The organism is Sulfuriroseicoccus oceanibius, assembly GCF_010681825.2.
GTDB lineage: Bacteria > Verrucomicrobiota > Verrucomicrobiia > Verrucomicrobiales > SLCJ01 > Sulfuriroseicoccus > Sulfuriroseicoccus oceanibius.
In genome coordinates, this window is the sequence record NZ_CP066776.1 from 2,266,558 (window position 1) to 2,280,254 (window position 13,697).

The following is a 13,697-nucleotide window of genomic DNA, read 5'->3' on the forward strand; positions in this document are numbered from 1 at the left end:
CAAGGAGCGCAGCGACCACTCCACCCATAACACCTAACCACATAACAACCTAAAACCGGCCAACGCCCCCAAACTCCCCACCTCCCGCCCTAAATCAGCAACCTGTTGACATTCACCCCCCAATCATGACACCGTGTTCACATGAACACACCTTCAGCAAACCTGAGGGAAAGGTTCATCGAACGCATCAAGGTTCTGAACTTCCCGGTAAAAACCCACCCCTACCTCACCCAATGGGCCAGATCGTGGCTCAAGGCCCGCGGACACCTCTCAATCGAGCGAACCAATGCCTATTTCGACGCCCTCTCCAGAACCTCGCGCCTGGCCGACTGGCAATTCCAGCAAGCCGTAACCGCCGCCCGCATCCTCGCCGAGGACCTTCTCAACCTCGACTGGAGCCGCCACTACGACTGGGAGGGACTCTGCCTCCAAGCTAGCGATCCATCTTCAGAGCACCCCCAGTTCCTGCGTCAATGCCACCCGGTCGAGGCCAACGCGCCCGCCACACCTCCACCCGCTCCCACCGCTCAGCCTCCCGACGGTTCCTCCGATCTCCTCGCCGACACCTTGGACCGCACCCGTCGCGCATTACGTCTCGCCGGACGCGCGATCACCACAGAGCGATCCTACTGCCAATGGGTCACCCGCTACGTACGCTTCACTGCCCATCAATCAGGGCAATCACCTGAAGACACTGGCCCTGCAAGCATCACCCCGTTTCTCAACCACTTGGCGGTCGAGCGTCACGTCTCACCAGCCACGCAGAAACAAGCACTCAACGCGTTGGTCTTCCTCCACAAGGCCGTCTTTGATCACGGGGAGTTCGTCATCGACACCCCAATCAGCCCGCGCCAAAACCGCCGCCCACCCACCGTTCTTTCCCGCTGCGAAGTCACCACACTCATCCAGCAACTCGCCCCTCCGTGGCAGCTCGCCGCCCAACTCATGTACGGAGCCGGCCTCCGGATCAGCGAAGCCATGTCCTTACGCATCAAAGACATCGACTTCAGCCAGCGGGTCATCCAGATCCACGATGCCAAAGGTGGCAAGCACCGAGTCGTCCCACTGCCCAGGAAAATCGCGCCCGAGCTTCAATCACTCATCGAAGAGCTCCGCCAACAACACCAGACCGACACCGCAGCTGGCTGTGCAAACGTCCATCTCCCCCCGGCACTCGCTCGCAAATATCCCAACGCGGCCAACGACTTCGCGTGGAGCTGGCTCTTCCCCGCGGCCAAACAATGCCCACACCCAAGATCCGGAGTATTCGCCCGCTTCCACCTCTTGGAAAAATCCATGCAGCGTCAACTCAAGCGTGTACTGAAGCAAACCTCCATCACCAAGCGGGTCACCTGCCACACCTTCCGCCATTCCTTCGCTACCCATCTGCTCGAAGCCAACACCGACATCCGAACCGTACAACAACTACTCGGCCACAGCGACGTCTCCACCACCATGATCTACCTCCACATCACCAAAAACCGTGGAGCCGGTGCCCCCAGCCCACTCGACTTCTAATCCCATGCACATACACAATCACCCATTCATACGCCCGCCCCCGGGCCAGACAAGCTTACCCCACCCGGCAGGATGAAATAACGCCGATCTGCCAAGGCCCGGGAGGCACTACGCCCGGTTCAGTGTGCCCACACCTCCTGATGCGTCGGCTGGCGATACGCGCCCTTGCATCGGCCCCAGCAATTTCCGCGTCATAACGCTTGCCCTCACTTTCCATCCCACATAACGTCTCCGCACTACCAAAGGCGGCAGCCTGCCCTCCTACCCAGAAAACTCGCCCCGCCAAAGGAAAACACTACCCCAGCGATATCCCCCCGGTATCACTACCCCTCCCATAATAAAACTGTTCGGCAAGAATATGCAAAAACTCGTGACCATATGCATGTGGGTCATGCATTGGGCTCTTCAGGGTCTAAAGCTCTGGCTCTTCGCGATTGTAGGCCTCATGGGAGCATTCATCGGGTATGTCCCGTTTGCGGTCATGGATGCCGCATTGAAGAGATTCGTGGAGCCGAGCCAAGTCACCAGAATCGCTTCGGATGTGTTCTCGGGATTGGGCCTGGTCGTAGCTTTGGCCGTAGGAACCGCCGCCCTTGCCAGCATGATCAATGATCATCCGCTCCAACCGTTTAGGCGGAAGCAGACGGGAGATGGCAAACCGACAAGCCGAACAAGGCGCAGCACCACAACCGCCTGACCCGCTCCGAGTCGGACTTTCACCGTGATTACCAACCTCAACCTACAGTCAACACGCGGCTGCCGTCAGGCGGTGCGTGTGCTCTGACGTTCTGTCTGGAAATAGATATTGAGGGCAGACGAGCAAAGTGATCGAAAGAGTATCCGGCTGTTGGCTCCGCACCACGATCTTCCCTTCAGTTTTGGAAGATAGCCGTGATGGAAGATCGCTCTGGGTTTGCACCGCCCGCCTGGCGCCAAAGCAGCGCTCCACGTGATAAAGATCGCCACCCTCGCTCGGACCAGATCTAGTCGGGGTCACTGGCAAGATCGCGCCCCGAAGCTTTGCAGCGCAGATGGGCGGCGGTTGGAGGCGAGCACGGAGCTAACCTCGGGACAGAACAAGTCGGCGCAGCCAACCGCGATAACGCTGGATGTTGTCCGCAAGATCTGTAGGCTATCCCCTATTGCCAGGCGCGGTTGTCTGGCCTTTAACGTTCTGTCTGAAAATAGATACTGAGGGCAGACGAGCACAGTAATCGAAAGAGGATCCGGCTGTCGGCTCCGCACCACGATCTTCCCTTCAGTTTCGAAGGATAGCCGTGATAGAGAATCGCTCTACGTTTGCACCGCCCGCCTGGCGCCAAAGCAGCGCCCCACTTGATAAGAATCGCCACCCGCGTCCGGACCAGATCGAGTCGGGGTCACTGCCGAGATCGCGCACCGAAGCCCTGCGGAGCAGATAGACGGCGGTTGGAGGCGGGCACGGAGCCAACCTGGGGACAGAACAAGTCGGCGCAGCCAACCGCGATAACGCTGGATGTTGTTCGCAAGATCTGTAGGCTATCCCCTATTGCCAGACGCGGTTGTCTGGCCTTTTACGTTAGCCCATGAAATTTGCACCACTTACGCTCGCGCTGCTCTTGAGCATTTTTGGATGCGGCCCTCAGTCAAATGATGCCGATGGGTTGGATTCCCAGCCTGCTATTCAACTGGTTCAAGAACACCTAAGAGCGATTCATATGGATGATAGGGTCGATGATCACTACTCTGGTGGCGACATCGGAAAATACCTCTCACAATTCGTATGGAGTGACGCTGCAATGATAATGGCTCGGGATCAATTCGACCCGTTTATCGAGTTTTTTGATTCACTTCGAGCGGCCGCGCGAAACCAGAATTTGACCGAGCATTCACCGATCGACAACTGGGAGATCGCCATGATTTTCCATGAGGCCTTCCCCGACGAAGACATCTACGGAGAAACCCAGTTTGGTGACATCGACAACACTCCATTACCACTCGACAAGTTCTACCGTATTCTCGAACAATACCGCAGTAGAGCCTCGAGAAATCCAAAAGGCTAACAAGCCAGCGCTGGCAACCGCGATAGGGCTGGTGGTTGTTCGCAAGACCTGTAGTTTATCAACAGTTGCTTGGCGCGGCTGCCAGGCTTTTAACGTTAGCCAAAGAAAAATGCGCATGCGATACGCCGTCATTCTGATCGCGCTCTTGATCACTGCGTGTGCGCCGGAGGACAACGAACAGGCCGACACCGAATCAACACCTATGGAATTCATCGAACCAGAACTGCTTGGAGACGTCACCCTATGGCTTTCGAAGTCCGGCGAACTGTATCGCGAGGACGAACTGACGGCTCTTTCGAAGACGATCACAGCAGATCAAGCCGTTGAGCTATACGGCTACCTCCGAGACAACGGTGAACGGTGGGAATCGGAGTGGAGGGCGTCCTTCATAGCGCTTTTTCCACAATCGGAAGGGAAGTTGCCCGAGATCGCCGAAGCAGATCGTTGGCAGACCGAGATTTTCCAAGTCATTGATGCCGGCAACCTGCAAGGTGTGAAAGACTTTATCCAGGAGACGGGAATTCTGGAGAACACCAAGTTTGATCCGGCCGAGACGTATCAAGAAGAGCAGTCAATGGGATTCACGGATAAGGTTGAGTATATCCCATTCGACTTTTTTCCCGTTCAGGTCGAGAACGAGGAAGGTGAGTATCCAGTTTCCTACGCTCGCGAGAAGGGGAAGACCGAGATCGCGGATTACCTCCAGTCCGTCATCGACGAACTCAGTCAACGATACCGAGATGCCTTCGACGCCGGACGCAAATCCAATGGCTAACAAGACGTCGCTCTCAACACCCGCCCCGTCGTGAGTCGAATCCGCTATGACCATTCAACCCTTAACCCAAAGTCGAACCCTCGCCCTCGGGCAGGTGTGAGAGGACTTTGACGTTGTGCCAAGAATATGAAGATGAGCGTACTGAGATCATTCTTCGACGGCATGTGCGATGCGCCGAACCTAGTCAAGGATCTTGAGGGTGGCGTCGAGCGAACTTCTCACGATGTGGTTTCCCACTATATCGACGACCTCGACACAAATTTCCCAGTTACGACCGAGCACTTAATGATGATCTGTGATGCCTTCACGACTGGCGATTTGACCGCTCAGATGATCCAGCAGATCGCGTTCGCCATGATGGCCGACGATTACCTCGAGTGGAACAACGAAACTTCCGACGGACAGCGAGTCGCAGAAGTGATCGGTTGGTGGGACTCCCCCGAAATTAACTACCCCATCACCGAATCGACCATCACGAAGTTCCGGCACTACTTGTGCACTGGGGAGAATCAGTTCACACGGGAGGATTTGGCCCCTAATCTATCGCGAAAGGGTTGATTCATTGAGTTAGAACGAAGCGACCTGGGCACAACAAGTCGGCGCAGCCAACCGCGATAACGCTGGTGATTGTCCGCAAGATCTGTAGGCTTTCACAGTTGCCAGGCGCGGTTGTCTGGCCTTTTACGTTCTGCCAAGATATGACGATCCACGAAATGCCGGTAAAGTGGGATGCGATTCAGTTTCTACCTGACGAGTCGGTATGGATGATTCCGAGATCGACGTATCAGGGTTATGAGATCGTAATTGCGGGACAACCCAACCAGCCTGATCCACAACTCTTGGAATTCGCGAAGCGGGTTATCGATGATCGAGAGCGATGGACATCCCTGTCTCGAGGCTTTCTTTGGGACTTTATGGATCGCTCTAAGTTCCCGCCGGCAGATGAAGATTGGTATGCGGACGCATTTCGCTTCGAGTCGCCAGACATCTTCACTATCGAATTCTCACACGTCGCTGATCCATACGGCCTTTGGATTGTCGAGTTGCATCAATCGCGCCTTCGAGAGGAAGATCCAGACTCTTACGCGGTTCAGGAGTTCCGGCGCCGAAATCACTAAAGGCAGAACAAGACGCTGGACACCAAGACCTGACCCGCCGCGCAGTAGAATTCGTCATGAGAGCTTCAACCGTTAATCCACAATCCACGCTCGCTCCCAGTTCAGGTCTGGGTCAGCTTTGACGTTCTACCAAAAATGAGGATCTCCACACCAATCATCTTGCTCTTGGTTGGAACCACCCCGCTCTATTCGGATGATATCTGCGATCCGTTCAAGGCGCACGATCCTCAAATGGTCTCCGACTGCCAAGCCTCCGATAAACTCACCTCGATCTTTACCTGCATATCCAGTGGGACGCTCCAAGGCAGCGAGATCAGTTCTCGATCCACCGCGATCATCAGCACGATTTCGAAGTTCCACGAAAAGAACCACCGCGTACCGCATACGCTTGCCGAACTACGATCATTCGCCAACTTGCATGGGTTTGACCTACTCGATCTGCAGCAACTTAGTCAGGTCGTGTTCGATGACGGCATGTTCCACTATTCGGCGACCTACGCGCGCGGGACATTAACACTCTCACATCTTCCGGATCGCCTTTGGTCCTCGGCACCTTTGGATATTCCTGAGGTAGAACAAGTCGGCGCAGCCAACCGCGATAACGCTGGATGTTGTCCGCAAGATCTGTAGGCTTTCACAGTTGCCAGGCGCAGTTGTCTGGCCTTTTACGTTCTGTCCAAAAATGAACACTGCAGTCCAAGCGGCCCCAATACTCGTTTATGTGGCGTTGGGGATTTGCTTCGCTGGAAGGTGGGTCGTGAAGCCGCCTCCCAGCATACGAAAGTATCCCCGAAAATTGAGAATCGCGGTACTCATTCTGGGATGTTGGATCGGAGCTTTCATTGCGTCCTCCATGTCGAACAAGATTGGATTGATCCTAGCCGGAAGCTTTGCTTACGACGTGGGAGCCGAGCCTCCGTATGGTGTGATGCATGACGGTGTTGGCAGCAATATCGTGAACCTGTTGTTTGGGTGGGCTGCCGGATTTCTGTTTTGGGGCATCGCAACGTTGATCTGGAAAAATCGTACAGAACAAGTCGGCGCAGCCAACCGCGATAACACTGGATGTTGTTCGCAAGATCTGTAGGCTTTCATCATTGCCAGGCGCGGTTGTCTGGCCTTTTACGTTCGACCAAAAAAATCTCCATGAAGCCGGTCAGTCTACGCCCAATTATTGGCCCTGAACTGCGAGAGCAGTTTGAGGAGTTTGGACGCCGGATGCGGGAGTGGAATGCGGAGCTTAACGAGAGCTTCACTCAAATCGCAGAAGGCTTTCAGCGAATACAGAAGGCCTTTCCCGAAGATATTCGGGTACTCTCGCAGAATGGTTGGTTCATTTCATTTTGGCACACCCCGATCACCGGACTCACTCCGGTTGCGCATCTATTTAGCAATGGCGATGCGGAACAAGGCCATGAAGCCATGTGCCGCCACTTTTCGGACGTGCTTGACGGGGTGGAAGAAGATCTTGTTAAGCGGAATCCGAGGCGGGCTGAAATCTTAACCAAGGCTTTCCGGGCCCATCGAGACCAAGATTATGAGCTCTCGGTTCCGGTGTTTCTAGCGCAAGCTGATGGAATAGCTAGTGAGATGCTTGGGGTTTCAGTTTACACGCGGCATAGCTCGAAACGAAAGAAGATGGCTGAGGCAATCGAGCAGCTTGACCCCAAAGGGCTTGAAGACCCAATGCTGAGACTAGTGATTGGCGACCTTCCTATTACAGCTTCGACGACCTCCGAGGAATACTCGGACAAGTCACTGAATCGCCACGCCATCATCCATGGTATCGATGTTTCATACGGCACGAAGTTGAATTCCTACAGGGCTCTCTCGTGGCTTCAGTATGCTTCTTACTTCGAGGAGGCTGCCCGATGGTCCGAGCGCAGATCCAACAAGGTCGAACAAGGCGTCGCACCACAATCCGCTACCCGCTCCGAGTCGAATTCGGAGGGTGACGCCAAACCTCAACCCGAGACGGAGGTCCGCTCCCGGTAGCGGATGTGTGGACTTCGACGTTGTGTATGAATAAATGAAGAAGGAGCGGCTATCGGGGTGTAACGAATACCGCAACGCGGAAGACGTGCTTGCTGGATTAGACTGCCTGGACGAAAAGGAGAAGCGACTGATCTGCCGCAAAGCGAACTCAGGGCGGTCTGCGGTGTTCTGCGGGGCCGCGTTGACCTTAGCAGGCCTGCTATATCTGTTCACCTACAGGGATAGCGTAGAAGCATGGCTCAACTTCGCCGAGATGGACCCGACCGAGAGAAGCGTCCTCCCCTATGGATCAATGGTTTACATAGGCGGGGTATTCCTTGGCTCGATTTGGACAGTGTTTGGTCTGCATACCATGCTGCAAGCCCGTTCCAATCGATCCGTTAAGTTGCTCCTAAAAGCATTAAGTACACAACAAGTCGGCGCAGCCAACCGCGATAACGCTGGATCTTGTTCGCAAGATCACTAGACTTTCACAGTTGCTAGGCGCGGTTGTCTGGCCTTTGACGTTCTGTCTGAAAATAGATATTGAGGACGGACGCGCAAAGTAATGGGAATCGCATACGGCTATCGGCTCCGCACCACGATCTCCCCTTCAGTTTCGAAGAATAGCCGTGATAGAAGATCGCTCTGGGTTTGCACCACCCGCCTGGCGCCACAGCACGGATCCACGTGATGAGGATCGCCTCTCGCGATCGGACCAGATCTAGTTGAGGTCACTGCCGATATCGCGCACCAAAGCTTTGCGGAGCAGATGGGCGGCGGTTGGAGGCGGGCACTGAGCAAGCCTCGGGACAGAACAAGCCGGCACAGCCAACCGCGATAACGCTGGATGTTGTCCGCAAGATCTGTAGGCTCTCCCCTATTGCCAGGCGCGGTTATCCGGCCTATTACGTTCAGCGAAGAAAATGGATCAACCTGAAGCGACACAAAAATGAACTGCCAAGTACAATCCGCAAAGATTATCGCCGGATCAATACTAACAGGAAGCGGCACCGTTGGCGTGGCTATCGTTCATCACGCTGCGATCACTTCCAATTTTTTTCATTCAGGAATCGCTGGCCCCGGAATCATTACACTGTTGGGCTTATTGTTGCTTCTGCTGGGGTGGAGGAACCAATCGTTAGCCGAATACGCACGACATATATTTAGTCGATTCAAGAGAGAGCCCAAAACGGAGAAAAGCCTGCCATTCAAAGCTGGCGATGAGGAGTCACAGCAAAATCCCCTTTGATCGGAACTCCCAAACGAAAATCAATTTGCTGAACAAGTCGGCGCAGCCAACCGCGGTAACGCTGGATGTTGTTCGCAAGATCACTAGACTTTCACCATTGTCAGGCGCGGTTGTCTGGCCTTTGACGTTCTGTCTGAAAATAGATACCGAGGGCAGACGAGTACAGTAATCGAAAGAGGATCCGGCTGTCGGCTCCGCACCACGCTCTTCCCTTCAGTTTTGGAGGATAGTCGTGATAGAAGATCGCTCTACGTTTGCACCACCCGCCTGTGCCTGAGCAGCGCCCCCCTTGATGAGGATCGCCTTCCGCATTCGGACCAGATCAGGTCGAGGTCACTGCCGAGATCGCGCGCCGAAGCTTTGCGGAGCAGATGGGCAGCGGTTGGAGGCGAGCACGGAGCAAGCCCCGAGACAGAACAAGTCGGCGCAGCCAACCGCGATAACGCTGGATGTTGTCCGCAGGATCTGTAGGCTTCCATCGTTGTCAGGCGCGGTTGTCTGGCCTTTTACGTTCTGCAAAAAATGACCGAAGCTCAGACATACGCGTGGATCTTCTACGCAGCATCGGCAGCAGCGGCCAATCAACCAGCAAAGCGCCGTGAGATCGAGGCAGTCGCGGATGGAATCAACCATGCAGTCCCAACGCACAAGGAGATGGAAGCCTCGTTCGCATGGGCTGAGTCGAAGGGCCTTCTCCAAAGAGACGGGAAGATGATTCAATTGACGGACGAAGGGCGGAAGTTTTCTTCGCAGTTCACCGAGAAGCCCGGGAGCACAATGAAGACCTGGGCCCGGATCACGGCCGCTATCGAGGGGATGGGGGTGGACAACACCACAAACCTAGACTGCAGAACAATGAAGGCAGAACAAGCCGGAGCACAGAACCCCTGACCCGCCGCGAGTTCAATTCGTCATGGCCATTCCAACCCCAACCCACAGTCGAAGCCGAGCCCCCGGTCAGGGGTCCTGTGTCCTTTGACGTTCGGCAGAAAATGACACGCTCAATCACAATCACCATAGTGATGCTTCTGATTGTAACCGCTGGAATACTGGTTGCTTGGGCGGGACTAAAGGAGGTGAAGATTACTTACAATGATGGCAGTCCAGTCGACGGTGTACTAGTGATTGTTGATCAGGCTGGTCAATCCGCCTCAGGAGATTTCGGAGCGAAGCATCAAATCATTGATGGATCTACGACGCTTGGATGGGGATTCTCAAATCGAGGGAAGAGTAACGAACTACTGTACCGAATCCTGATTGACGATACCGAAGCGCGAAGCGGACACTTCACTCTCCAAAGATTTGGGCCCAGCGATTTATCGATCGACTAATGTTGCAGGTAACCACGCCGAACAAGCCGGCGCAGCCAACCGCGATAACGCTGGATGTTGTCCGCAAGATCTGTAGGCTTTCATCGTTGCCAGGCGCGGTTGTCTGGCCTTTTACGTTCGACATGAATAAGACCTTTTGGGTAATCGCATTGCTTGTGATCGCAGCAGTAACGGCAGGCGTGTATCACAGGAAATCAACCACCGTGAGAAACGAGGATGCTCTGATCCATCAGCTTGGTGTAAGGGCCACCTACGGCATTTCGATATTTGATAGCGCACAAGATCCAGAGACCAAAAGCAAGGCCTACTCCATGATCTGCAGTGCCGCCGTGGATATGGTGGCCTATCACAAAGAAGGCTATATCAGCGATCAGGGTTTCGAGAGGAGCCGCCCCGCCCTAGATAAGATCGTCAACATGCTCCGGAAGCACCCAAGGATGTTCGAAGATGCATACGCGGATAAGGACTTCTTTAACTCGCTAAACACTACCCCGGAGCTCGATTCAAGCATCACAGAGTTCAACTCGAATTTGAAGGATGTATGGGAGGGCAACTACTGAGAAATCACATTGCGTCGAACAAGACGTGACTAGCAACAGGCTGCCCGCCGAGGCTCGAAGATTCGGCATAGCTAACCATTAACATTGAAACCAAAGTGCGCCCTCTGGCAGCCTGTGCCCGCACTTTACGTTCGCCCCAAAAATGAACCTTCTTGCAGACATCGAAATTGGGCGGATCATGAGCGCATCGTTGATCGCGATGGTAGTCCCGATTGTACTCGGCTTCCTTTATCGATCAGCTCAACGAGATTCACATCAGGCGGCCACAGAGAAGCGAGTCGATTATCCGAAGACGCTCAAGATATTCGTTTGGGCAGGATGGGGCTTCACGATTGCGATTGCCATCATTGCAGCCTTCACGGCTAGAGGACACGATTTTTGGCCCGCCGTCTTGTGTGTTCTACTTTTCGTTGGACTCACCCTATCTCTCCATCTGGAAGCCTATTTCGTGACGATCACCTGGGATGACAGAACCATCTATACCCGTTCTCCGTGGCGGCGCTACAGGATGATTCCGCTCTCCAGCGTCAGGCACTGTGATTTTTCGCAGACGCTGCAGTGGTATCGCATCCGTACCCAGGGCTACGGCATCGTCAGGTTGCACATATTTGCTCGGGGCATCCCGCAGCTTCTTGCTGCCCTACCGGTTCCGAATCCTGGGTATCCGCCGAAGCAACAAAATCAAGGCGAACAAGACGGCGCAGCCAACCGCGATAACGCTGGATGTTGTTCGCAAGATCTGTAGGCTTTCACAGTTGCCAGGCGCGGTTGTCTGGCCTTTTACGTTCGGCGGAGAAATCAGATCAACTCGCACCATGGAGAGCAAAAACAACCTAGAAAATCAGCTCGCGCGTTTGAAGACACTTCTATCGTTGATTCTAGCCGTGCTGCTTCTGAACATCGGTTACATTGCCACTCCGTTTGGTAAGACCCAGCTAGGTGAAGTCGTTGGTGTTTTGGCTCTGATTGCTTCTGCTATGATCATATTTGTCGTGGCGCTGCGAGCTTTGGCGATTGGGGTGAAGCAACTGAAGAAGATTGGTGATGAGGTCGAGGCAGCTCGTAGTGAAGAATACAAGAAAGAGGTCGAGGTAGAGTAGGATGAGCTTGCCCAAGGAACCGAAACTGGCCGAACAAGTCGGCGCAGCCAACCGCGATAACGCTGGATGTTGTTCGCAAGATCTGTAGGCTTCCATCATTGCTAGGCGCGGTTGTCTGGCCTTTAACGTTCGCTCTAAAAAAAGCATGCCCTCGAAAAGTCTCACTCAGTTCGAAAGCGTATTGAAAAGGGCGACCGACCTCCGGGACCTGGCAGAGTTTCTACTCTCCGACGAAGCCAAGCTGAAACTCGATGACGATGGCAAGTTTCATGGCTTCTCCGATATGGGACGAGCGTCGATCGTTTTGGCCGTGTCCGCTATGGATCAATACTTCACTAGGCGGTTCTGTGAGCTTCTTGTGCCGTTCCTGAAGAAGAATGGACCAACTGACGGCCTAATTGAGATCCTTGGCGAAGCTGGATTCGACACCAAGGAGGCTCTGGTCGCGATTGGAATGCGGCGTCCGTATCGTCGGATTCGAACTCTCGTCGAGAATCACCTTGAGAACTACACCACACAGAGATTTGAAGTTATCGACAACCTATTCCTCTCAATCGGCCTGAAGGATCTTTCTAATAACGCAGAGAAGAAGACGAAGAGAACTACCGTGATTTCATCGATCACGAAGCTTGTGCAAAGGCGGCATGCCATTGCTCATGCCGGTGACCTCAATAACCACGGGAAGCTCTGCCCAATTGACTTCAAGCAATTGAAGAAGCGCTTCAAAGACCTCAACGATTTCGTGACTGCGGCAGACCAAATCATCGAAAACCGCCTGAAAAAGAAATGAGCGAACAAGGCGTCGCTCTCAACACCTGCCCCGCCGCGAGTTCAATCCGCCATGACCATTCAACCTTCAACCCACAGTCGAAGCCTCGCCCAAGGGCAGGTGTGAGAGGACTTCGACGTTGGGGAAATGAAAATGAAAACTCTCATAGCTCTATTAATGCTCGTCGCCTTCAACAGCGCACTGGCTGACGAGTATCCAGCTTGGCCAGAGCTTGCGCCCTTATTTGGAAAAGAAAAAGACTCCATACAAGTGAAGGTGTTTGTCACAAAGTGGAAGCTAAAGGAACACACCAAAGGATCCTCGGGAGGCTTCACTCCAGAAAACCATTCTTATTCTCTTTTATATCGCCAGAACGAGATCGTGACCATCATCCTCAATGTATTACCACCTCCTGCTGGTTATGGTGAAGAATCTTGGACCGCGTATAAGCCGACGCTTCCTTTCGGTATAAAGCAGACCGACAAACCCGAAGAACTCACGGAGCGTTTCGGCGAACCAGTGTCGAAGATAGGCACGACTTGGGAGCACGATGGCTATCAGATTTGGGCACTGTTCAGGAAAGAAAACGGCGATCTATCTGAACTCTACATTTCCAAAATCTCAGAACCACAACCCCAACAAGGCGAGGGTGGCAACGGCTAACGCCGCGCCACCTCTTAACGTTAGGCGAAGAAAATGAAGGACTCCCGCACACCGTTCGATGACGCTTTGACAGCGTTTCGAAAGTTCGCTGCGGAGAATGAGCGACCGACCGACTTCGTTTGGATTTCTCAGGATCGCGTTTGTGTCCGGGGATGCCGAGTGTGGATTTTCCGGCCAGACGAGATCAATGGTGACGAGGGAGCAAAGGACTATTACGAGTCAGCCCGCAGAGGTGATTCGAGCATCAAGCTCCTAGGGATTTGTCCGCTGGGAGGTCGTTACCTTACATGCGTAGAGAGAATGCCATCTCCACCACATGACCCAAATCAGCTCTACATGTCCCTACATGAGAACCCTCGATACCGGATTGTTGTAGTTACGAACCGGATCTTGTGGAGCCTCCTTAAGCTAATTCCGTCCATCTCCAAGCGAAATCGCTATATCCGCGAGGGACTATCCCTGCATCGCACAATGAAAACCGCCTAACAAGACGTGGGTGGACAACTCGCTACCACGCCGTGAGTTGGAGATTGAACCGTGATTAGAACCCGTTATCCTGAGTCGAACTGGCGCTCCCGGTAGCGGGTGCCACCAC

General features: G+C 53.9%; 14 protein-coding genes. All 14 read left to right on the forward strand.

From position 1 onward, the window contains the following. Nucleotides 1-141 precede the first annotated feature (141 nt). The 14 genes from G3M56_RS09070 (at nt 142) to G3M56_RS09135 (ending at nt 13,102) form a co-directional block, all read left to right on the forward strand. Nucleotides 142-1,518 (forward strand): integron integrase, encoded by a 1,377-nt coding sequence (locus tag G3M56_RS09070; RefSeq protein WP_164363346.1) that lies wholly within the window; start codon nt 142-144, stop codon nt 1,516-1,518. A 1,565-nt stretch (nt 1,519-3,083) separates the two neighbouring features. Further along, complete coding sequence (locus G3M56_RS09075; RefSeq protein ID WP_164363344.1) at nt 3,084-3,560, forward strand: hypothetical protein; 477 nt, start codon at nt 3,084-3,086, stop codon at nt 3,558-3,560. A gap of 115 nt (nt 3,561-3,675) precedes the next feature. Beyond that, nucleotides 3,676-4,335: a hypothetical protein gene (locus tag G3M56_RS09080; protein ID WP_164363342.1), complete on the forward strand. Its 660-nt coding sequence runs from the start codon at nt 3,676-3,678 to the stop codon at nt 4,333-4,335. Nucleotides 4,336-4,467: 132 nt separating this feature from the next. Further along, the gene (locus G3M56_RS09085; protein ID WP_164365771.1) at nt 4,468-4,893 is read left to right on the forward strand and encodes a hypothetical protein; all 426 of its coding nucleotides are present in this window, start codon (nt 4,468-4,470) and stop codon (nt 4,891-4,893) included. Between the two features lie 140 nt (nt 4,894-5,033). Then, nucleotides 5,034-5,453 (forward strand): hypothetical protein, encoded by a 420-nt coding sequence (locus G3M56_RS09090; RefSeq protein WP_164365764.1) that lies wholly within the window; start codon nt 5,034-5,036, stop codon nt 5,451-5,453. Nucleotides 5,454-5,588: 135 nt separating this feature from the next. Beyond that, complete coding sequence (locus tag G3M56_RS09095) at nt 5,589-6,083, forward strand: hypothetical protein (RefSeq protein WP_235203344.1); 495 nt, start codon at nt 5,589-5,591, stop codon at nt 6,081-6,083. A 223-nt stretch (nt 6,084-6,306) separates the two neighbouring features. Then, entirely contained in the window at nt 6,307-6,540 is a 234-nt protein-coding gene (locus tag G3M56_RS09100; protein ID WP_164365774.1) for a hypothetical protein, read from the forward strand. Nucleotides 6,541-6,599: 59 nt separating this feature from the next. Beyond that, complete coding sequence (locus G3M56_RS09105; protein WP_164365719.1) at nt 6,600-7,448, forward strand: hypothetical protein; 849 nt, start codon at nt 6,600-6,602, stop codon at nt 7,446-7,448. Nucleotides 7,449-9,201: 1,753 nt separating this feature from the next. Next, the gene (locus tag G3M56_RS09110; protein WP_164365718.1) at nt 9,202-9,570 is read left to right on the forward strand and encodes a hypothetical protein; all 369 of its coding nucleotides are present in this window, start codon (nt 9,202-9,204) and stop codon (nt 9,568-9,570) included. 439 nt (nt 9,571-10,009) lie between these two features. Continuing rightward, on the forward strand, nt 10,010-10,570 hold the full coding sequence (locus tag G3M56_RS09115) for a hypothetical protein (RefSeq protein WP_164365717.1): 561 nt from the start codon (nt 10,010-10,012) through the stop codon (nt 10,568-10,570). A gap of 142 nt (nt 10,571-10,712) precedes the next feature. Beyond that, the gene (locus G3M56_RS09120; protein ID WP_164365716.1) at nt 10,713-11,315 is read left to right on the forward strand and encodes a hypothetical protein; all 603 of its coding nucleotides are present in this window, start codon (nt 10,713-10,715) and stop codon (nt 11,313-11,315) included. A 70-nt stretch (nt 11,316-11,385) separates the two neighbouring features. Beyond that, complete coding sequence (locus G3M56_RS09125; RefSeq protein ID WP_235203345.1) at nt 11,386-11,670, forward strand: DEAD/DEAH box helicase family protein; 285 nt, start codon at nt 11,386-11,388, stop codon at nt 11,668-11,670. Between the two features lie 145 nt (nt 11,671-11,815). Next, entirely contained in the window at nt 11,816-12,460 is a 645-nt protein-coding gene (locus G3M56_RS09130; RefSeq protein ID WP_164365714.1) for a HEPN domain-containing protein, read from the forward strand. Nucleotides 12,461-12,592: 132 nt separating this feature from the next. Beyond that, nucleotides 12,593-13,102, forward strand: a complete 510-nt coding sequence (locus G3M56_RS09135; RefSeq protein WP_164365713.1) for a hypothetical protein — start codon at nt 12,593-12,595, stop codon at nt 13,100-13,102. Nucleotides 13,103-13,697: the final 595 nt, after the last annotated feature.

Coding starts and splice junctions, on each gene's coding strand:
- G3M56_RS09070 (WP_164363346.1), top strand. CDS start 142: ATGAACACACCTTCAGCAAACCTGAGGGAAAGGTTCATCGAACGCATC.
- G3M56_RS09075 (WP_164363344.1), top strand. CDS start 3,084: ATGAAATTTGCACCACTTACGCTCGCGCTGCTCTTGAGCATTTTTGGA.
- G3M56_RS09080 (WP_164363342.1), top strand. CDS start 3,676: ATGCGATACGCCGTCATTCTGATCGCGCTCTTGATCACTGCGTGTGCG.
- G3M56_RS09085 (WP_164365771.1), top strand. CDS start 4,468: ATGAGCGTACTGAGATCATTCTTCGACGGCATGTGCGATGCGCCGAAC.
- G3M56_RS09090 (WP_164365764.1), top strand. CDS start 5,034: ATGACGATCCACGAAATGCCGGTAAAGTGGGATGCGATTCAGTTTCTA.
- G3M56_RS09095 (WP_235203344.1), top strand. CDS start 5,589: ATGAGGATCTCCACACCAATCATCTTGCTCTTGGTTGGAACCACCCCG.
- G3M56_RS09100 (WP_164365774.1), top strand. CDS start 6,307: ATGTCGAACAAGATTGGATTGATCCTAGCCGGAAGCTTTGCTTACGAC.
- G3M56_RS09105 (WP_164365719.1), top strand. CDS start 6,600: ATGAAGCCGGTCAGTCTACGCCCAATTATTGGCCCTGAACTGCGAGAG.
- G3M56_RS09110 (WP_164365718.1), top strand. CDS start 9,202: ATGACCGAAGCTCAGACATACGCGTGGATCTTCTACGCAGCATCGGCA.
- G3M56_RS09115 (WP_164365717.1), top strand. CDS start 10,010: ATGTTGCAGGTAACCACGCCGAACAAGCCGGCGCAGCCAACCGCGATA.
- G3M56_RS09120 (WP_164365716.1), top strand. CDS start 10,713: ATGAACCTTCTTGCAGACATCGAAATTGGGCGGATCATGAGCGCATCG.
- G3M56_RS09125 (WP_235203345.1), top strand. CDS start 11,386: ATGGAGAGCAAAAACAACCTAGAAAATCAGCTCGCGCGTTTGAAGACA.
- G3M56_RS09130 (WP_164365714.1), top strand. CDS start 11,816: ATGCCCTCGAAAAGTCTCACTCAGTTCGAAAGCGTATTGAAAAGGGCG.
- G3M56_RS09135 (WP_164365713.1), top strand. CDS start 12,593: ATGAAAACTCTCATAGCTCTATTAATGCTCGTCGCCTTCAACAGCGCA.